The sequence below is a fragment of the Ruminococcus sp. AF20-12LB genome, assembly GCF_003478985.1.
In the GTDB taxonomy this organism is placed as follows: domain Bacteria; phylum Bacillota; class Clostridia; order Lachnospirales; family Lachnospiraceae; genus Blautia_A.
The window spans coordinates 118,086-135,637 of record NZ_QUGH01000009.1; the positions used below are offsets into that span (position 1 = coordinate 118,086).

At 43.4% G+C, this 17,552-nt stretch carries 26 protein-coding genes and 1 tRNA gene; 2 read left to right on the forward strand and 25 right to left on the reverse strand.

The features are described from left to right. Positions 1–39 precede the first annotated feature (39 nt). From DWX61_RS12345 to DWX61_RS18985, 24 genes are all read right to left on the reverse strand, one after another. Positions 40–297 (reverse strand): hypothetical protein, encoded by a 258-nt coding sequence (locus tag DWX61_RS12345; RefSeq protein WP_227588774.1) that lies wholly within the window; start codon positions 295–297, stop codon positions 40–42. Further along, entirely contained in the window at positions 278–1,870 is a 1,593-nt protein-coding gene (locus DWX61_RS12350) for a minor capsid protein (protein ID WP_182433997.1), read from the reverse strand. Before DWX61_RS12350 ends, DWX61_RS12345 begins: the two co-directional genes overlap by 20 nt. Beyond that, positions 1,863–3,278, reverse strand: a complete 1,416-nt coding sequence (locus DWX61_RS12355; RefSeq protein WP_286188078.1) for a phage portal protein — start codon at positions 3,276–3,278, stop codon at positions 1,863–1,865. The genes DWX61_RS12350 and DWX61_RS12355 overlap by 8 nt, the downstream gene beginning before the upstream one ends. Further along, a complete protein-coding gene (locus DWX61_RS12360) occupies positions 3,275–4,648 on the reverse strand; it encodes a PBSX family phage terminase large subunit (RefSeq protein WP_286188080.1) in 1,374 nt (457 codons plus the stop codon). The genes DWX61_RS12355 and DWX61_RS12360 overlap by 4 nt, the downstream gene beginning before the upstream one ends. 34 nt (positions 4,649–4,682) lie before the next feature. Further along, positions 4,683–5,456 carry a phage terminase small subunit gene (gene terS / locus DWX61_RS12365; RefSeq protein ID WP_092070805.1) on the reverse strand — a complete coding sequence of 258 codons (774 nt, stop codon included), beginning with the start codon at positions 5,454–5,456 and terminating at the stop codon, positions 4,683–4,685. A gap of 220 nt (positions 5,457–5,676) precedes the next feature. Next, positions 5,677–5,910 (reverse strand): hypothetical protein, encoded by a 234-nt coding sequence (locus DWX61_RS12370; RefSeq protein WP_092070808.1) that lies wholly within the window; start codon positions 5,908–5,910, stop codon positions 5,677–5,679. Positions 5,911–6,125: 215 nt separating this feature from the next. Next, positions 6,126–6,254: a hypothetical protein gene (locus tag DWX61_RS19345; RefSeq protein WP_255363765.1), complete on the reverse strand. Its 129-nt coding sequence runs from the start codon at positions 6,252–6,254 to the stop codon at positions 6,126–6,128. Between the two features lie 190 nt (positions 6,255–6,444). Then, positions 6,445–6,999, reverse strand: a complete 555-nt coding sequence (locus DWX61_RS12375) for an ImmA/IrrE family metallo-endopeptidase (RefSeq protein WP_092070811.1) — start codon at positions 6,997–6,999, stop codon at positions 6,445–6,447. A gap of 15 nt (positions 7,000–7,014) precedes the next feature. Continuing rightward, entirely contained in the window at positions 7,015–7,326 is a 312-nt protein-coding gene (locus DWX61_RS12380; RefSeq protein ID WP_242872579.1) for a helix-turn-helix domain-containing protein, read from the reverse strand. A 182-nt stretch (positions 7,327–7,508) separates the two neighbouring features. After that, positions 7,509–7,595 (reverse strand) — tRNA-OTHER (locus tag DWX61_RS12385). Between the two features lie 106 nt (positions 7,596–7,701). Continuing rightward, on the reverse strand, positions 7,702–8,118 hold the full coding sequence (locus tag DWX61_RS12390; protein WP_092070814.1) for a hypothetical protein: 417 nt from the start codon (positions 8,116–8,118) through the stop codon (positions 7,702–7,704). 67 nt (positions 8,119–8,185) lie between these two features. Beyond that, positions 8,186–9,109 (reverse strand): SPFH domain-containing protein, encoded by a 924-nt coding sequence (locus tag DWX61_RS12395; protein ID WP_092070817.1) that lies wholly within the window; start codon positions 9,107–9,109, stop codon positions 8,186–8,188. Then, positions 9,099–9,284 carry a hypothetical protein gene (locus DWX61_RS12400; RefSeq protein WP_092070819.1) on the reverse strand — a complete coding sequence of 62 codons (186 nt, stop codon included), beginning with the start codon at positions 9,282–9,284 and terminating at the stop codon, positions 9,099–9,101. The genes DWX61_RS12395 and DWX61_RS12400 overlap by 11 nt, the downstream gene beginning before the upstream one ends. 187 nt (positions 9,285–9,471) lie before the next feature. After that, positions 9,472–9,897 carry a hypothetical protein gene (locus tag DWX61_RS12410; RefSeq protein ID WP_092070824.1) on the reverse strand — a complete coding sequence of 142 codons (426 nt, stop codon included), beginning with the start codon at positions 9,895–9,897 and terminating at the stop codon, positions 9,472–9,474. A 220-nt stretch (positions 9,898–10,117) separates the two neighbouring features. After that, positions 10,118–10,387, reverse strand: coding sequence for a hypothetical protein (locus DWX61_RS12420; RefSeq protein WP_092070830.1), 270 nt, complete (start codon positions 10,385–10,387; stop codon positions 10,118–10,120). Continuing rightward, complete coding sequence (locus DWX61_RS12425) at positions 10,362–10,769, reverse strand: hypothetical protein (protein ID WP_092070833.1); 408 nt, start codon at positions 10,767–10,769, stop codon at positions 10,362–10,364. The genes DWX61_RS12420 and DWX61_RS12425 overlap by 26 nt, the downstream gene beginning before the upstream one ends. Positions 10,770–10,881: 112 nt before the next feature. Then, complete coding sequence (locus DWX61_RS12430) at positions 10,882–12,594, reverse strand: ParB/RepB/Spo0J family partition protein (RefSeq protein WP_175442965.1); 1,713 nt, start codon at positions 12,592–12,594, stop codon at positions 10,882–10,884. Continuing rightward, entirely contained in the window at positions 12,581–13,363 is a 783-nt protein-coding gene (locus DWX61_RS12435) for a ParA family protein (RefSeq protein WP_118625658.1), read from the reverse strand. The genes DWX61_RS12430 and DWX61_RS12435 overlap by 14 nt, the downstream gene beginning before the upstream one ends. Positions 13,364–13,373: 10 nt before the next feature. Further along, a complete protein-coding gene (locus DWX61_RS12440) occupies positions 13,374–13,775 on the reverse strand; it encodes a hypothetical protein (RefSeq protein WP_139148832.1) in 402 nt (133 codons plus the stop codon). 50 nt (positions 13,776–13,825) lie between these two features. Continuing rightward, positions 13,826–14,338, reverse strand: a complete 513-nt coding sequence (locus tag DWX61_RS12445; protein WP_092070842.1) for a ribonuclease H family protein — start codon at positions 14,336–14,338, stop codon at positions 13,826–13,828. A 1-nt stretch (position 14,339) separates the two neighbouring features. After that, positions 14,340–15,098, reverse strand: a complete 759-nt coding sequence (locus DWX61_RS12450) for a rolling circle replication-associated protein (RefSeq protein WP_118625589.1) — start codon at positions 15,096–15,098, stop codon at positions 14,340–14,342. Between the two features lie 203 nt (positions 15,099–15,301). After that, positions 15,302–15,520 carry a hypothetical protein gene (locus tag DWX61_RS12455; protein ID WP_118625591.1) on the reverse strand — a complete coding sequence of 73 codons (219 nt, stop codon included), beginning with the start codon at positions 15,518–15,520 and terminating at the stop codon, positions 15,302–15,304. 47 nt (positions 15,521–15,567) lie between these two features. Continuing rightward, positions 15,568–15,774: a hypothetical protein gene (locus DWX61_RS12460; RefSeq protein WP_118625593.1), complete on the reverse strand. Its 207-nt coding sequence runs from the start codon at positions 15,772–15,774 to the stop codon at positions 15,568–15,570. A gap of 15 nt (positions 15,775–15,789) precedes the next feature. Next, positions 15,790–15,945 carry a hypothetical protein gene (locus DWX61_RS18985; protein ID WP_182433998.1) on the reverse strand — a complete coding sequence of 52 codons (156 nt, stop codon included), beginning with the start codon at positions 15,943–15,945 and terminating at the stop codon, positions 15,790–15,792. 162 nt (positions 15,946–16,107) lie between these two features. Here DWX61_RS18985 and DWX61_RS18800 point away from each other — a divergent pair, with 162 nt between their 5' ends. Beyond that, complete coding sequence (locus DWX61_RS18800) at positions 16,108–16,341, forward strand: hypothetical protein (RefSeq protein WP_092070852.1); 234 nt, start codon at positions 16,108–16,110, stop codon at positions 16,339–16,341. On the opposite strand, the gene DWX61_RS12465 is transcribed toward DWX61_RS18800, so the two are convergent. Beyond that, entirely contained in the window at positions 16,315–16,512 is a 198-nt protein-coding gene (locus DWX61_RS12465) for a hypothetical protein (RefSeq protein ID WP_118625595.1), read from the reverse strand. The genes DWX61_RS18800 and DWX61_RS12465 overlap by 27 nt on opposite strands. A 131-nt stretch (positions 16,513–16,643) precedes the next feature. Between DWX61_RS12465 and DWX61_RS12470 the strand changes: the two genes are divergently transcribed. Further along, entirely contained in the window at positions 16,644–17,486 is an 843-nt protein-coding gene (locus DWX61_RS12470) for a hypothetical protein (RefSeq protein WP_118625597.1), read from the forward strand. Positions 17,487–17,552 lie beyond the last annotated feature (66 nt).

The following is a 17,552-nucleotide window of genomic DNA, read 5'->3' on the forward strand; positions in this document are numbered from 1 at the left end:
GGGTATAAAAAGACCACCGGCCATTTCTGACTGGTGGTATCAGTTGGTCTGATAATAAATATCATCCCTTATTGATTCAAGCATATATGTTTTCGCTGATGGCTCATAATTTGCGTCCATCCAATATACCGACTCATCTTCCACAAAAAGCATAAAATCAATTTTGGTATCCACATCTACTTCAAATACTCCATTATTTTCACAATTCAGTACTCTCTGAACCAGCTCATTGTCAGGATACATTTCTTTAAGAAATTCGATCTGCTCTTTTTTTAGTTCAAATCTTCGCATTTCCATTTGCTATTCTCCTTACATAGTCTGCATCTGTTGGATTGCATTGAATCAGAATCCCCGTCTCAGGATCTAATGAGACTGTTCCATGTCTGCCAATATATTTCTGGCTTTTTCTTGAATCAGGATCCGTTCTCGTAGGAAATACTTTCGCCGGATTCTCCAGCGCATCCCGTATTCCTTCCACGGTAACTCCTGATCGTGATCTTCCCGTTTTTGGATCTTTCATGGTTCCGATTACTCTGTCCATGAAATGTTTACTCTGTCTGGTTACTGCTGTTCCCTCAGAAGTCTTTATACCAACAACTTTTTCATTGATTTCATCATAAATCTTCTGATAATTCTCGAATCCAGATAACGGAGATATCGTGCCTTTATCTACAGAACGTGCATAAGTCCTGAGCAGTTCCCACTTCTCAGGTTCATTATACTTCATTTCCTGGAAGTCTGCAAAATGTTTCGGCATGTCTTTTCCAAGAAGTTCCCGATACCGCTCATACTGCTTCCGGTCTGACGAAGCGTTCTTGACTGCTTTCTCCTGGGCTTCTGCTTTTAGATTTCCTTTGACGTATTTCTCATACCACTGTTCATAGGTCATATCCGCAGGAACCATCTCTGTACGCCCTGTTTCCGGGTTGTAAGCACTTCTTTTCATGTTCCTGAGGATTTTATCATCTATGACAGAAATCGTTGTAGAGCGGCAATATGGATGCATGGGAGGATAGTTCACTCCGGCTTTCCGGTCTTTCACCGAAAAAACCTTTCCATCCAGTTCCCGACAGATCTCACTGGTACGAAGATCCAGCACTGCCACATAGCGATAATTCTTGATCCCGCAGTCAATATAACTCTGTGCAGTCAATTCTCCTGCCATGTAACAGGATTCTGTTCTTACCAATCGCCTGGCCTGCTTTGCTCCCCCTCCGCACTGGGCCTGGATGGATTCCGCTGTTTCCCGGTCTGTCCGGCCGGTAAGGAGGCTGATCAGCAATTCATCCTTCAAGGAATCTGCAAGCTGCTGTGTGTTCTGCCAGATACGGTCTGAAAAATGTTTTCCGGACCATTTCATCTGCAGAGCCTGGTCGATCTGTTTCCTGCTTACATGAGAAAAACTGAATGCCAGGCCGGTTTCTTTCTGCATATTGTAGATGGAATGATAATAGGCTTTTTCTCCAAGCTGTTCCAGAAGTCTGGTATCGAACTGCTTCTCCTGCTGATATACCTGCTGCATCACTGCATCTACCTGTGTCATAAGATCCTGCAGGCGTTCCATTCTTGCACGGTACGCCGGAGCTTCCAGTTGTTTCAGAATCTCACTGTCCTTTTTCCTGTTCTGGAGTTCCTGTTTCAGCTGATCAATGGAGTTTTTATCCTGTATGGAATTTATAATCTGCCAGGCTTCTGTTTCTGACAGACCATATTTTGTCATGAACTTCTCAAAGATATCTCTTGCGGTATATTCCAGCTGGAGAGAGGCTTTCCGGTATACTCTGGCAATGAGATCTGCTGTCTCTTCTGCATCCTCCATAAACTGATACATATCCCAGGCAGATCTCTGCTCCCAGTATTTCCTACTCATCTACTTTTTCCTTATCATCGGAATCCTGCTCCGGTGGCGTATTGTCCTGCAGTCCAAAGACTTCCCGCTGCCGCTTCAGATTCTCTTCTTCCTCTGTTTCCAGGGCTTTCAGTTCCTCATCCACATCATCCACAAACGGGACCTGGGAAAGCAAGGTCTTACGGCTTACCTTTCCCCACAGATTTGCCACGATCTGGGATATCTCTAGGAGATTTTTCGGCAATGCTCTGGTAAACGTCATCGTGATCCCGGATGGATCGATGCTGATCCCATGCAAAGCCAGATAGTTACAGAATATCCGAACTCGTTTTCTCAGACCTTTTTTATAATATCTGGTCTTAATCTTTGTGATGTTTTCCATGCCCAGGAGCTTAAATTCCATAGCCACACCACTGACGTTCCCTCCGAAGCTTTCATCTGACATACAGGGAATGTGGGAAAACTTATGGATATCCTGCTCAATGGCTTTCTTAAGAATCTCCACACCGCTTTCATCAAAAGTCCTGGTCAGATATTCTGCTTTGGCTGTGTCCGGCATCTCAAGAACCTTGTACTTTTTAAGACGGGCTTTGGCCTTTCGGATGCTCTCGTCTCCATCCTCAGTGTTCGGTTCGTCCTCATCGGTCAGCAATGTTCCATAGATGGCCAGGATCGCATCAATAAACTGCTCCTTATCGGTCACACGATCGCTCATCAGCGCATTGTATGCATCGATCAGTGGGATCTGCAGTTCAAAATCTCCGATGGCCAGTTTATTGTTCAGGTATTCAATGATCGGGATCTCACCAAGATAATGGGGCACCGCCGGCTCTGTGGTTGCCTGGATCGTATTGCTGTTCTCAATGTCCAGCTCGTACTTATAGTTTGTGGTCACTACTGTGGCCATATAGTGGTCCGGAAGCTTCTCAGAATCATCTTTCCGGATATAATAATAGACAGCAAAGAGTTCGTTTTCCTCTATGCTGTCGTCTTTTACCATGAAGGTATTCTCCGCAGACAGGTTCTTGGTCTGCAGATTATTCTCGTTTTCCTTCACATAGACATATTCATAGGCCAGGCCGTAGATGGATGCCTCCAGGCCGTTATCCCCGTCTGTCTCATCCGCTCCGGCCACCTCCAGTGCGTCTGTGAGGACCTTGATGTCTCCCTCTGATTTGTACGTCACCGGATTGCCGATGAAATAGCTGCTGGCTGTATCAGAGATGTCTTTTGCATGATTGCACACCAGGCGGTTTTCCCGTTTGGTTTCATCCAGGATCTTGTGCTTTCCTTCATAGTAGGACATATTCTTCTTCAGCCGGTCCACCTTACTGATGTGTTTGCTGATCAGCTGGCGGAGTATCTGTTTGTCTGGGTTTAACTCGTCAAAGCTTTCTCTCGGTATTGTAAATGTGTATATTTTTCTCACCTCCTTATCTCTCGGAAACGTGCTGCTTTTCTGCCGATTATGGTGCTGCATAGGTACCTCACAGCGTCACAACAATGATCGAATTGTTTCACCGGTTTGTCTTCTCCTCTTTCCAGGGCTTTCTCATCCCAGATGTAAGAAGCAAATTCTTTTATGGTTTCTTTACAGGAAGAAGCAAAGACAATCTTCTCCAGGTTCAGAAACATTCCAACCAGCCGGATTCCATCCAGAACATCATTGTTGGCTTTCAGGACCTTATATCCCCGTTTCCGGAGTTCTGCAATAAAAGAAGCAGCCGATGGATCCACGATGATCGCTTTGATCCTGGTTCCATCCAGCCACTCTTTCAGGTCGTCTGCATATTCTGAATCTGTTTTCTGTTTACCTTTGTCTCTTCCGGAATAATAATACTCCCGGATGCAGTACCATTTCCCGTTGGTTCCTTTATTCCACAGCAGGAATACCGTTGCGTTCTGTGTACCATAATCGCAGGAAACATACCTGTTCCCGTTGATCAGCAGCTGATAGAAATCTCTGATATCCTGGACATGTTTGTTCTCGTCGAACATGTCGTAAATGATTCCCTCTGCTGCCGCCCAAAGCCCCATGATATAACGTTTAAAGAATACTCCAACGTACATGCTCCTGTATCTGGCTTTGATCTCTTCATCCAGGGACAGGTTATCGTCCATAGTGAAGTGGAGATACAGAATATCTTTCAGACCAGGATCTTTCCCCTCCGCGGCCGCCTGCTGCATCCTCCGGGCAGTTTCTTTTTTTCCCAGATATCCGGTAGATTTATCTATCCAGTTCTGTTTGAACCAGTGATACGGGCCATCCGGGTTGCAGTTAAACCAGAACTTTGAACCTTTTACAGAGCATCGGCCTGTTGCCTGGTTCACAAAAGATTCCGGCATCAGGGCAACTTCATCAAAGAACACGCCGGCTAAAGTGATTCCCTGGATAAGATCCTGAGATCTTTCATCCTTGCCGCCGAATATGTAAAAGTAATTTTCTTTTCCGTCTTTTCGGATGGTCAGAAGGTTGTCTGCCCTGTGATCCGTGATGGAATATCCTCTTGACCGGAGCATCAGTTTCAGCCAGAACAGAACATTTCTCCGGAAGGATCCTATGGTCTTTCCGCACATGGCAAAGTTCTGGCCAGTGAAGGTACTCATGGCCCACATAACGAATGATAAAGACATGCTGATTGTTTTTCCTGATCGGATTGCTCCATCGGCAATAACTCCATCCATATCGTGAACCGGGGATTCTTTGCACCACCAGGTCAGGACCTGTTTCTGTTTTCTTGAGAACGGAGAAAAATGAAACGTCTGGCCTATCTGCCTGTTGGCTCTGTTGGTTTTCATCTTCTGCAGCTTATCTTTCAGAGTTTTGAGTTTTTCATACATTCTCGTCACCCCAGACATCCTGCGCTGTTGCATTCATTGCCTCCAGGAAACCATCATCGGTAGTCTCTTCTGCCTGGTTATCCTGCTTCAGCATCTCAAATTCAAGCTGCATGGTTGCAAGTTCCAGTTTTGCATCGTCATAACCAAACTTATGCAGCATCTCGATTGCTTTCTGCTGCCGGGCCTGCACTCTAGTCAGAGCATCCTCTATAGCCTGGATCTGGCCAAGAATGCCTTCGTACTTTCGAAGTTCTGTTTGTTTTCCTTTTTCAATACCGGAAGCATATTCCGTTACAGACATTCCGCATGGTACCGAATCTTCTTCAGATCCGGTCTGAACCTCCAGTTCACGGAGAGACTGGATTCTTTTCAGCATCCGGCGTTCTCTGACTGCAAGAAGCTGGATTTCTCTGAGAAGCAGCTGCTCTTTGTTCGGCTGGATCATCTCTGCCAATGTTCTTTCTTCCGGTTCCAGGGTATCAAAAAAGAGAGTTTCAAACTCTCCTGTCCTGACTGCATTCTTATTTCCCGGCGGACCGGTTCCTCCATGCCCCTCCGCATTTTTATTTCCGGGCTGTCCGCCCTTCTTTTTCGCAACGTTGCGTTTATTCTTTTGCAACGTTGCATCATCCCATTTATATCTATTTTTCCAGCTTCGGATTGTCCCCTCCGGGATTCCGAGCTTCTGAGAAACTTCAATTAATTTCGCTCCAGAAGCATATATCTTTCTGGCCTCTTCAATTCTCTGATCTGGTGCTCTTGGCAAGCCTCACCACCTCTCATTCGTTTCGTTTTTTATATTTGTAAATTACAGTCCTGCCGGCACCATAGTGACAGCCGATTGCTGCCACGCCGAAAGGAGGTGCGCAAACACTTACATACAGTGAATCCATGCGTAAGGTATGTATGTGCTGGTGCCGTGCACGCTGTAGGAAAAATTGCATTAGAAAAGCACCCCGTAGGGTGCCTTTTTGTATGCATCGTCTTTACACACTTAACAACGCTTTTCCTTTTTGCGTCAATTCAGCTGTTTTTAAAGAAACAACTTCCGGTTCTTGTGTATTTTTGTAATAAAAAACCGTTGCGCCAACAATGAGTCCATCTTTTTGCAATTCGGCTACTGCAATTTTGTATTTCCCATATATATTATTATATTTGTTATCAACTGCGCTTCCGTCCATCTCATTTAAATCCTTTAAAATCTGTTCTTTTAAATTCATAAACCTATCTCCTATCACATAATATCTAATTTGGTGTTGATCGTCTATGTTCTCTGACTTTTACACCATCACTTCGTGTATATGGTTTTACAACCACGATCTTTTTATTCTGAGTTCCTCTAACACTGGATTTTGTCTTAGCCATATTCTTCTACCTATGCCTTTCTTTTGGGTAGAAGCGTCCAACTGGTAAATACGCCTCTTTAATTAAAATACTACTGATTCTTCTTTTTATCTGGTTCCGGTCCAGGACCTACCCAGAATCTAAAGGCTTTTTTACCATGATCCTTGGCATAATCTTTCGTGCCATCTTTCCTGGTAATCCACGTTCTAAAAATCCACATGAATATCCCCTCCTTTCGCAAGTAACTCTTGCAAAAGGATAAATACAGTGTTACAATTCAATTGTCGAGAGAGAATTGTAACCAGTTGAACAACTGCATTTACATTTTTCGCAAGAGCCAAGCATCTCCATATAAATGGGTGCTTGGTTTTTTGTTTATGTATAAAGCCTTTTGACTTATACACCTTTACTTAACATTCAGCCTTAAATAACTCAAGTATTTTCTTTTCGTAATCTGTATAATAACTTCCGCTATTATACAGCCAACTTCGATAATACCAATAAGCATTTTTCGCTGCCTGATTACTTAGATCAAAAACGTTTCTTATCGAATCTGGAGTGATATGTTCTATGAAAGTATGAATCAACGGCGGCGGCGCAAGTGCATATTTAGCAAAAAATTTTGCCTCCGATTCTTCCTCTTCTCCATCTTTGATATGGCCCATTGCGTAATGACCAATTTCGTGCATTATGGTCTGATTGATTCTTCCATAACTTTCGCAAGCATCGTTATAAAAAATCATCCACTCTTGGCTACGAGAACTGCCTATTGAAAATCCATCTTTACTTTCACGCATTGCTGCACTTCTCTTTTCCTCACTCAATGCCGAGTACGGAATAACTTTGATTCCCATTTTTGTAGCCATTTCAAATGCACTAATTGGAATGCATCTGATTCCATACACAGAAAAGGTATCTATCACTGTCCTCTTAATCTCTTCATACTGCTCATCTTCCAGACGCATATGTTCTCCTGCTTGTTACATTAAAAGATTGATAAGTTCCATTTTTTGCTCTTTACTCATTTTTGAAGCATTTCGTGCTAAAATCACTCGTGCATCATCAAACTCTTTCTGTAAGCCACCTGTATTATCTTGGCCCAATAAATAATCCGTTGATGTATCAAGTGCTTTCGCAATTTTAATCAGAGTGGCGCCTCTCGGTATGCGATCTCCCTTTAAGTAATGGGAAATGGCAGATTCTGTCACTCCTGATAAAAATGCCAGATCCTTTTGCGTCATTTTACGGTCAGAAATTATTTCTGCCATACGCTCTGCTATGCCCCTTGCCATTTTGTCTTCCTCCTTATTAGCAATCGATTGCTACATCCATACTATATCATTCAATTATCACTTTGTCAAGTTATTATATTTTTCGTCGCATTTATTGTCATTTTTTATATAAAAAAAGCACCCGCTGCCAGATGCTTTCTTGTGATGATTGGAATATTATATATGCAGGTGTGTACACCTGATCGGAACGGATGGATTCGAACCATCGCCATCGACTTCATCAGTCAATTTCTGGTTACACAGTTGCTCTGCCACTAAGCTACGTTCCATTACAGGGTGGTCGGCCCTGTCAGTCAATATCTGAAAGCCGCCGGCCTTTATGCCTTTGGCTTCTATTGTATTCTATAACGATATTTCCGATATAAACGATATTTTTTACTTAATCTCACATTTTTTCAAATATGTATCTCTGATATAGAGCCTTGGATAATCCGGGCTCTGGGAATATCCTGTCTTTTCTGCTATCTTCTCCCAGGTCATTCCCTGCTGGTAAAATGCCTTGAACACATATCTTGTCTGGCCATCTTCAATGCTCTGGATCCATCGTTCCACTGCTGCCGCCTGTGCCATTTTATGATCGTATGTGTGCTTTCTCCGGTCATATCGTGCTTGGTCGAATCCAACTACACTCTGTGGTCGCGCAAAGCCGGTGGTGTAGTCAAATATCGTACTGTTTCCAAGACCAGCCTCCCCCTGTTTCATTTCAGCCAGTTCCATGCTGAGGACCGGTATTTCCCTCTTTAACTTTCTGTAGTTATCCAGAAGCTTCCTGGTGATCTTGATCTCGCCCACTGGTATCCTCCCCTTTCGATGCTTTTAGCCGGGAACGTGTATGCTCCCGGCTTTCTCTGCATTTCTTTTATTTATCCGCGATCACGGCATCGGCTCCCTGGACTGTAACCCAGCCGTTTTTGTAGTGAGCTTCTGCCTCCTTCATTTTGATCAATTCATCTGTAATGGATGCACTGAGTTCTTTATTAGCCTCTGCCTGTGCTTTTGCCTTGGTTTTTGTGTTTTCTGCTTCAGCTGCTGCTTTAACCTTAGCTTTCTTTGCGTCTGCCTTTGCCTTAGTCAGTTCGATCTGGGCATCTGCTTCAGCCTGGAGTTTTTCTGTTTCTTTCTGGACTTTAACCTTTTCCTGCTCTGCCTGAGCTTGTTGTTTCTCTTGCAAGGCTGTCACTCTATTATCAATGGCCTGCTTCAGCTTTTTATCCGGATGCACATCTACGATGGAAGCATCCAGGACTTCAATGCCGTATTTTTTATGAAAATCTTTGTTAAGATATTCCGTGATAGCGTTATTCAGCTCGGATCTGTTTCCGGAATAGATGTCCATCATTGAATAATCGGTTGTAACCTCAGAAATCTTTGACTTCAAAACAGTTTTGACACGGTTTTCGATAATATCTTCCCCGTCCATTCCCTTGAAACGTTTGTATGTATCAATCACTGTATCCGGATCGTATCGGTAACTCATCTGGAAAGATACTGCAATGCTGGCATCGTCTGATGTGGCCACTTTAAAAGAATCATCCTCTTTACTGCCGTCCCTTTTGTCCTTTGTGAGAACAAGGATCTCGTTGCTGGTACTGAATTCCTTTACTTTGTTCATCGGTGCGATAAAATGCATTCCCGGGGTGAGTACTGTGTCCTGTACTCCATCTTTATAGTTGTAGACGATACCAACTTTACCTGTGCCGATAAAATCCATTCTTGATACAGTGTATCCTCCGCCAAGAACTGCTACTGCTGCCACGGTTCCGATAATAATCTTACTTTTCATTTTTGTTCTCCTTTTCTTTGATAGCTTCTTTTACTTTGTTGTATGTTTCATCTTCAATCTCAAACTTCTTCTGCTGCCGCCTAATTGACAGGATCACTCTGCTTCCTATCCAGATCAGTACCAGGGCTGCGGCTCCGAACACCATGCCGGAACCAAGAAATATTACCCACATCATTCTCACCTCCTCTGTGGCCATTCACGACCCGTTTTTTTATCCCTCAGCCCTGTAATCTCCAACCCCAGCAGACCTGCCGTATTATTCAGGACACAAAAGGCATTGTAGATATGTGTCGGCATCCTACCAGCTGACCGGACTGCCTTGCCAGCTGTCGGATCTGGATAGCCTTCGTTGTTCTTATAACTCATTTCACACCTTCTTTCATTTCCGCAAGTCTTTCCTCTGCATCTTCCCGTCTGGCAAATACAATCTGCTTGACCTTGCCGGCTTTTATGTAATGCAGTGTGTTTCCTGTCAAAAACGGATAGTGTATCTCCTGCCAGTCTTCCGGAAGAAGATTTGATGTACCTGGACAGTGTTGATACAAGATGCAGTTGCTGCAGGTTCCATCTTCACTGGCCGGCCGGCTTTTACATCCCTGTATCAGCGTGTTATATGCTGACAGCATCAGTTCTGGTGTGATATCCATCTTCTTCTCATGTCTTTTCATTCTGATCTTCTTTCCTGCTGCCCAGTGATACTCACAGAAATCTTCATCTTCTACAAGGATTCCTTTGCGGTCGCAAAGACCATCATCGTTGTTGATGCAGGTTTTACATGTGTTCTCCATCATTTTCTCCTTTCTGCCATGATCCGGTTGAAATTCTCCACGTTTCTGGTGTTTATCAAGCATTTCGCTCTGTCTGGGATTTTCTCTGTGCAAATGCGTTTGTATGTTACTGCTCCGATACCAGTGTAGTATTGGAATACCCACGTCTGGAAATTGTGTGGGAGCTTTACAAGCCGGTATCCACATTTTCTGTTGAACAGTTTCTTTTTCTGCCTTTTGTTCACTTCATCCTCCCTACTGCCTTCAGCATCCACTTCCGATACCTGTCCCATTCTGCCAGGAGCTCAACATCTAATGCTTTACTCAGCTTGATGTCTTCCGGGATAATTCGATACTTCTTATTCACAAGAGCAAAATTGGCTGCCGCCTGTGCTACATTATTCTTTGTGCAGCCGGTCTTTTCTGTGACCTGTTTAGCCGTCAGAAGATTCTCAAACACTTGCTTCCCGTTCTGGTCTACTACCTTATACAGGTTCATCCTCTTTCTCATTTTCTTCCTCCAGGCAGTTTTCTCCGAATATTCGCATAAAATCTTCTCTACTGCCGATTTTCTCTTCAAACGCTTTCTGTGCAATCCGCTTTAGTGCATCGTTAACTTCCCGGTACTTATGAGCAGATATCCTGCCTTCTTTATGATGTTCTAGACACAGATGAACCGTAAGGCCACACCAGTCTGAATTATCTCTGTTTCTACTTCCGAAGAAAATATGATGATTTTCTATGTTTATATGACTTCCGCATATGTAACATCTATCTTTTCTATCTCCAGGAATAATACTTTCCCTCTTTCTTTTGCATGGATATTTCCAAGCTTTTGACCTCTTTCTTTTTTTCTTTCCCTGTTTTGGGAATTTCAAGTTATCGTAATTCATTTTCCGTGTGTCCGAATCGGACACCCTCCTTTCCCCTGCCGCATTTCTGACAGGCTCATGCGGCAGGACTGATGGGTTTATATGTTAATCGGTTTTTCGAAAACACCCTTGTTTATTCTTCTCGACAATCTTCGACAAGATTCTTGATCAATCTCAATCCTGCTGTGATTAATTGCTGTCTCATAATCTCCATGTGCGGCATCCCAGGTTCTTCTTTTTCCACTTCAAGAATTTCCCTGAGTTTTCGCTCTTCATCGTACAAATATCCCATTATTTCTGTTTCCGTTGGAATTGGGATGTCCTTCAGTTCCGGCGGCCAGGCATCTGGCATCTCGGTGGTATCACTGAAATGATCTGTGATTTTGGTATCTTCAACAAAATCGTGCTGCTTTTCGTCCGGTGTTTCCGCTACTGATTGGCAGCGTTCTTCTTCATTGAACTTAGAATCACATGGATCGTAAAGTTTCTTTGCTTCTGCAATCAACCTTCCGTACTTCATGGACACTTTTTCTTTGCCAACCTCAATCTCCAGTCCTGCGTTAAAGCTCATGAATGTATAGCCTACCTCAGGTCCGGTACATCCGTGATATCCATGCGGCGCAATCCTCTTTTGCACTGCTCTGGCAGCTTCTCCATTGTTATTGTATAGCCTGCATATTCTCATGATTGTTTTTAATTTTTCAGGATATGCCCCACAGAATGCTTTCACTGCTGCCGATATTGTGTATTCTGCATTATCCGGTGTATCTACAGGTACCATCTTGACCGGTTTCTTATGCCCATACTTCCCGATCAGGATCTTGGCAAGGGACTGCCAGGACAGCTCGTGTTCAAATACCCCTCCTGGATTAAAGGTGATCCCGGCGGTTGATCCCTGGTAATTGAGGTGTCCGTTTCGGACACGTGCTGATCCATACAAGTTCGAAAGCATGAAGATGGTCATGTTCTTGTCTTCCTGGATGATGTAGTTCTTCATGTTCTTGTTTGTGCTCTCATAGAAACGCTCAATCTGTGTCTCTGCCGGAATCTCCGTATCATCTTCCGGCGGCCGATTCTGGCCTGTTGCTGTTTCGATGGTCATCTGGCCAGGAATACCTTTCTCTGCTTCCTGCTGCCGGTACAGGTCTCTGATATCGTCCAGTGTCAGGATTCCTGTTTCTTCGTATAACTCACAGGCCTGTTTCTGATACTCTCTGTTGAGTTTGGACGCTTCATAGGCCACGGAAATCTTAATCCTGTCTTCTTCAAATTCTGACATCAGCTGTTCGCAGAGGTTTGTGCTGATTGCATGATATCTTCCCAACTGGCCACCGGATGTTCCGATCAGGTCTTTCAGGATGTCTCTTGTCTTTCCTTCCATCTGTGATTTCTCACGGAGTTCTTTCACAAGGCCTTCCATCTTGAGCGTTTCAGTCATTTTTTCCCAGTCGGATTTATCACGATAACAGTTCGCCTGGATGATCATGATCTGGCGTACTATGTCGTTTTCCTGACCCGCATCCTGTTCCAGTTTCGATTGTGTTTTATATATACATGGAACCCGGCTGAATCTGTCATTTCCTTCATTGAGCAGATCAATACAGCACTTCCGGCGGCAATGGCCGGCTATAACGTAATCCTTCCCATCCCTGTTCTCGATCAGGAGCGGTTGAAGGATCCCCAGAAGCTTGATCGACTGTTTCAGCCTTTCAAGCTTCTCTGTGTTGTAGAAGTTTTCTTCTGACGGGATCAGATCTTTTGGATTTCGGTATACGATCTTCTGGTCCTGCTGCCGGTCCGGGACTGATCTGTCATTGAGAAGTCCTTTCAGATCAAATTTCGCCATCGTCTTCATCTCCAATCATATCCAGGTACTCATTCACAAGGGTTTCATAGTCTTCTGCTGCCGCTGATCTGGGACTGTGCAGGGCTACAGGCATGCGCACGAATGTGCTCCTTGCTACTACACCGGAAAAGCGTATCTTCGTTCTCATGATCGGGTACTGTTCTTCTATGATCTCCGCTCCCTGCAGGTGCGCCTGGTTGAATTTCTGATATTTTGTTATAAAGCAGCGCACGTTCTTCAGATCCGGATTCAATTCTTCTTTTACATCATCGATCTGATCCAGAAGCTCGTTCATACCTTCCAGCGTGTTATCATCTACTTCTACCGGAATCAGGACATCGTCTGCGGCAGTCAGGGCGTTGATCACCGACACATTGATATCCGGAGCATTATCGATCACGCAGAAATCGTAATTATCGGCTACCTGCTGCAGTGCCTTTCTCAACCGGTTCTGCTGTGGGCGTACACGGTCCATGGTTACTTCCATGTTTGCAGTCAGGAGACCAAGGTTTGCTGTGATGATATCCAGATGCAGATAGTCAGTCTTGTTGATCAGTTTTTCCATATCCGGATGCCGGTCTACCATGATCCGGTCAATCCCTTCCCCATCCTGGGTACGGCGGTTCATTCCACGTGAACAGTCCCCCTGCTTGTCATTATCAACCAGAAGCACCTTGTATCCTTTCCGCATCAGTATGTATGTGATGTTAATGCTTGATGTGGTCTTGGCCACACCGCCCTTTAAATTGATGATTGCTATTGTTCTCATGATATCCTCCTTATCTTTCCTCTCCCATGCTGCATCCATCATTTTCTCTCAACTGTACAGCTGGAAGGCCAAACCCTCTACAATAGTGATATCCTGACTTTCCTTTAGCTCTGTACCTGCAGTCTTTGCAGAGTGTGATCTTACGATATCTGTTCATAAGCTGACCGGTCTGGCTCTTATCAAAGTTATTGATCTTCTCATATTCCTCCCGGATTCTGTCAGCATACTGTTGTAATCCGCAACGTCCGCATATCCTGTCCATCAAATCTCCCTGCATTTCTTCTCGAAACCAGCACAATTCATCGCAGACATATGCCATTAATTTCTCAAGGATGCCGTCTATGCCTTCGTCTTCGTTCCTTGTCTGCTCTCTGCATCCATTCTGGTTTTCCTCCGATCGGTTCATCATCAAACCATATTCCTCCTTTTTCGTCTTTGTAGTATGTAAACCGGGTACCTGATTTAGTAATGGTACCCAGACATTCCATTGTTAATATGTCCTGTTCCGGGCGCAGGCTCCAGCCCCTGCCCCAGTATTCTTCCACATTCACGGTGCTTCATCTCCTCTCGCAGCCATGCGGAATAACTGTGTTTCTCTGTTTTTGCAGAGATTTTGTGTGGATCCGGAAGCTGATTTATAGCTTTAAACAGTCTGCGCCATTCCTCTCTGTTCGCGATTGGCTTTCCTTTTGTGTCCAACCAGCCGGATCCGGCCATTTCCGTGATCTTTCCCAGGCGACTTGTAACATACAGATCGCTTATGTAAAAGCACACGTCACAGGTTCTCGTCATGTGATCCAATGCATCCACCATGGTAAGCAATATGGCCTGATGATATGTTCCAGTTACCCTTCCAAAATGCTCCCTTGTCGCTTTCCCTGTCCGGAGCTGAGTCGACAGCACATATCCGCATTTTCTTTCCACATTTCCGCGAAACCGGCTGCTTGTCTCAATAAAAACATTTACTTGCTGCATGTTAATTCCTTCTCTTTTCTGTTTTGATCAATATGTAATGTCGGTATGCGTATCCTGTTATCTTGTTTTTTCCGCATTTTACTGAGTTTGGCACGATCGCCCAGCCTTTTGGCGGCTTCGGATCTCGCGGCCTTCCATGCTTGTCCAGCAAGCTTCTTCTGTTTATCTCTTCTTTTTCTGGATCTTTGCGGATTAGATTCCTGGACGGGTGATACCGTTTCAGATCTTCCGGCTCATGATCCTGCAGCGGCTTGGTTATGTACTGTGCTAGTTCTCCAGAATCAACGTCATACACCCTTTTTGTCTGTGCATGGCCATGTTCCCAGAGTGTTTCTACCAGCAGGCCTGTGTCTGTTTCATCGTTTGACTTCCGATTGATTAAAATATGTACATGGGGTCCTCCATTCTTCCCGATTTCTAACCGGTATATATACTTCAGTTCCCATCCATATTTTTTATACTTGTCCCGGAGCTTCCGGATAAACTTTGACATATCTTTCTGCATCTGTTTCCAAGGTGGGCGTGATCCTTTCTTGTATGTCAGTGTGAACCAGTAATCTCCTATTCCGAAATTCCATTTAATCAGACGGCGGACATCCCGTTCCCTTTTCCATTGGTTCTGTTTAGCGATCTCTTCTGGAGTGGCTTTTCTCCTCTTCTGTCTTTTCTGTCCCCTGGCTCCATATCTTCCTGTATGTTTTTCTTCTACTTCTCTGGTGTTCCCACAGTCCCAGGTCTGCCTTATATACCCACACTTCATAAAAGTGTCCCTCGTCTCATCTCTAATACGTTTAATCAAGCCTGCAAGGGGATCTTGTCCCCTCAAAAAAAAGGTTAAAAATATAGCGGTACATAACCGCCGGATGCTTGACTTTCCGGCTCCCTGGTGTTATATTTATGTAAACTAATTTACTCCAGGGACCGGATGGTCCTGGCTCAGGTGTTGCACCGCCTGAGCCTTTTTTATTTCGTTTTGTGTTTTAATCGATGTTCTGTGAAACAGATACCGATTATGCAGCTTTTCTTTATTTCCCGCTCAGCTTCCTCGGCTGTCGCATCACGATCTTCAATAAGAATCTGCATAAGGGCTGCAACGGCAACTGTCAGCTCATTCAGAAGGAGATGGCTGTCTCCTTCGAACGTTGTTTGTGCGCATTCATCTGTTGTTTTTACTTTAATCATTTTTACCTCTTGATTTCTCCTGTGAATTTGATATACTGAAGTTGTCTTTAATTACGCAAGCCCTTTACATTTGCAGATGTGAGGGCTCTTTTTATTGTTCTGGTTTTATCCTCCAGCCATGTGATTGTGATCATGGCCACGATCGTTATGCATATACTTCCTGTCAGGAATGTGAGCTTATCGCCCCAGTCCCAGAGTGGAAGTAATGCTACGAGCTGGCCTGTAATCAGGCTGATGATTAAGTTCTTCTGCATCTTTATTCGTCTCCTCTACCCCACTGATTTTCTTATGTAATAATCATTGACTATCCGAGATATGTTATCTATGATCTTCTGGTTGTCTTCCGGAGTATTGTTCTTGCAGTAGTCGTCATGAATCCGGATTACTCCTCCGGATCCGTTTTTGATTTCTTTGATAACTGCCATCTAGTTCACCTCCTGTTTTATCGTATGAAGATTATGTTTATTGTGTTTATAGAATTTTTACTACTTTGTCGAACGCTTTTTCTTGTGTTTTCGACAGTACGCTCCTATTCTGTATATACAGGGTGCTGACACACCCGAGTACATATGGAAGGAGGGTTGATTATGCGAAGATCTCAGACGCCGTTTAATGGCAAACGTTTTCTGCTTAATATCAATACCGGCGAAATTCACGACTTGGATAATGAAACAGCAGAATGCAAAATTGATAAAATTAAGCCAGAACACATTAGAATGGATAATTCTTATATGTCTTGTTTGATTTATGCAAAAATGATGGGATGCCCAAACGGAAATGGCTGTTACTATTGCCTACGGGATAAAGACGATCGGTCTTAACCCTTCCTTACGACCTGCATCATTAATCTGGTGCAGGTCTTCTTCTGTTATCTTGCCTTCCAGATGTTCCACCAAAGCTTCTGGATTGTTATGAAACCTTTCCCCGAGTTCCATAATTACACGGGCTGCAAGCTTTATATTTGTCTGTTTCAAGAGATCAAATCTGTTCACTTTCTTTTACCTCCTATCCAGCCTTACTGGCCTCAATGGTTATTCTACAAGCCTTCTTTTCTGTAATACTGTTGTAATATCTTTCATAAAATGCTAAAATTCTTTCATAATATAATGAAAAGAGGTATTTTATGTCGGATTACAATGATTCTCTCAAACGCATGACTAAAATCATGTCTGATAGTTTGCTTTGTACATCACAATTTCATAAAGCCGTAACTTCTTCTACTGCTTTTGCTACTACTCAAAGTGTAGCTAAAATCATGGAGCCGTATCGAAATTTGTGTAAAAATTTCAAAACCGCTTATTCAGATTCTATTGCCAAAACTATAGGTCCTTGTTTATCACAACAATTGGCAAAGTCCCTTTCTGACAGCATACACAAAAGTTTTTCTAATTCTCTAAAAAACAATCCTGCTTTTACAGAATTATCATTAACACTTAACAGGGCAACACCTGAATTAACTTTTTTATCCCATTCTCACACATATGATTTTCCAACTGATTTAGGTGGAATCTCTGAGAATGACGACTATGTTATTGTTGATAAATCAGCAATCAAGACCTATAACTTGCCGGATTCTGTTGCTATACCTATTGGCAACTGTCGAATCAAACTTCCAACATCTTTATTTGTTGCTATTGTTCAATTCATTATCGGCACTGTCATTACGCTCTCTCTTACTTTTGCACAGTCCTGTTCTTCAACTGAATCAGCTAATAAGCAGTTGCAAGTAGAAAATGTTCAAATCCAGCTTTTAAAATCTCAAAACATAATGTTTCAACAGTTACTTAACAATATAGATACTTCTTCCTCAAGTGAGATCGAAGCGATCAATGAGTTGAAGCAATCTGTCGAAGAGCAAAGTAAACAGCTTTCACAGTGTCAAGAAACCCTTGACAAGTTTGAAGAAGCTCTTGATAATCACGAGACAGTCGAGAATATTGATACAGCAAAGAAACCAATACAATAATTGCACTTACCTGCGTAATTACCAGACAGATCTTAAGCATGTTTATCTGATTACGCAGGTAAATAA

Coding starts and splice junctions, on each gene's coding strand:
- DWX61_RS12425 (WP_092070833.1), bottom strand. CDS start 10,769: ATGAATTACGATAACTTGAAATTCCCAAAACAGGGAAAGAAAAAAAGA.
- DWX61_RS12370 (WP_092070808.1), bottom strand. CDS start 5,910: ATGAATTTAAAAGAACAGATTTTAAAGGATTTAAATGAGATGGACGGA.
- DWX61_RS12395 (WP_092070817.1), bottom strand. CDS start 9,109: ATGAAAAGTAAGATTATTATCGGAACCGTGGCAGCAGTAGCAGTTCTT.
- DWX61_RS12470 (WP_118625597.1), top strand. CDS start 16,644: ATGTCGGATTACAATGATTCTCTCAAACGCATGACTAAAATCATGTCT.
- DWX61_RS12410 (WP_092070824.1), bottom strand. CDS start 9,897: ATGGAGAACACATGTAAAACCTGCATCAACAACGATGATGGTCTTTGC.
- DWX61_RS12350 (WP_182433997.1), bottom strand. CDS start 1,870: ATGAGTAGGAAATACTGGGAGCAGAGATCTGCCTGGGATATGTATCAG.
- DWX61_RS12360 (WP_286188080.1), bottom strand. CDS start 4,648: ATGAAAACCAACAGAGCCAACAGGCAGATAGGCCAGACGTTTCATTTT.
- DWX61_RS12460 (WP_118625593.1), bottom strand. CDS start 15,774: ATGCAGAAGAACTTAATCATCAGCCTGATTACAGGCCAGCTCGTAGCA.
- DWX61_RS12430 (WP_175442965.1), bottom strand. CDS start 12,594: ATGGCGAAATTTGATCTGAAAGGACTTCTCAATGACAGATCAGTCCCG.
- DWX61_RS12400 (WP_092070819.1), bottom strand. CDS start 9,284: ATGATGTGGGTAATATTTCTTGGTTCCGGCATGGTGTTCGGAGCCGCA.
- DWX61_RS12380 (WP_242872579.1), bottom strand. CDS start 7,326: ATGGCAAGGGGCATAGCAGAGCGTATGGCAGAAATAATTTCTGACCGT.
- DWX61_RS12345 (WP_227588774.1), bottom strand. CDS start 297: ATGGAAATGCGAAGATTTGAACTAAAAAAAGAGCAGATCGAATTTCTT.
- DWX61_RS18985 (WP_182433998.1), bottom strand. CDS start 15,945: ATGGCAGTTATCAAAGAAATCAAAAACGGATCCGGAGGAGTAATCCGG.
- DWX61_RS12435 (WP_118625658.1), bottom strand. CDS start 13,363: ATGAGAACAATAGCAATCATCAATTTAAAGGGCGGTGTGGCCAAGACC.
- DWX61_RS12420 (WP_092070830.1), bottom strand. CDS start 10,387: ATGAGAAAGAGGATGAACCTGTATAAGGTAGTAGACCAGAACGGGAAG.
- DWX61_RS12445 (WP_092070842.1), bottom strand. CDS start 14,338: ATGCAGCAAGTAAATGTTTTTATTGAGACAAGCAGCCGGTTTCGCGGA.
- DWX61_RS12375 (WP_092070811.1), bottom strand. CDS start 6,999: ATGCGTCTGGAAGATGAGCAGTATGAAGAGATTAAGAGGACAGTGATA.
- DWX61_RS18800 (WP_092070852.1), top strand. CDS start 16,108: ATGCGAAGATCTCAGACGCCGTTTAATGGCAAACGTTTTCTGCTTAAT.
- DWX61_RS12455 (WP_118625591.1), bottom strand. CDS start 15,520: ATGATTAAAGTAAAAACAACAGATGAATGCGCACAAACAACGTTCGAA.
- DWX61_RS19345 (WP_255363765.1), bottom strand. CDS start 6,254: ATGTGGATTTTTAGAACGTGGATTACCAGGAAAGATGGCACGAAAGAT.
- DWX61_RS12450 (WP_118625589.1), bottom strand. CDS start 15,098: ATGAAGTGTGGGTATATAAGGCAGACCTGGGACTGTGGGAACACCAGA.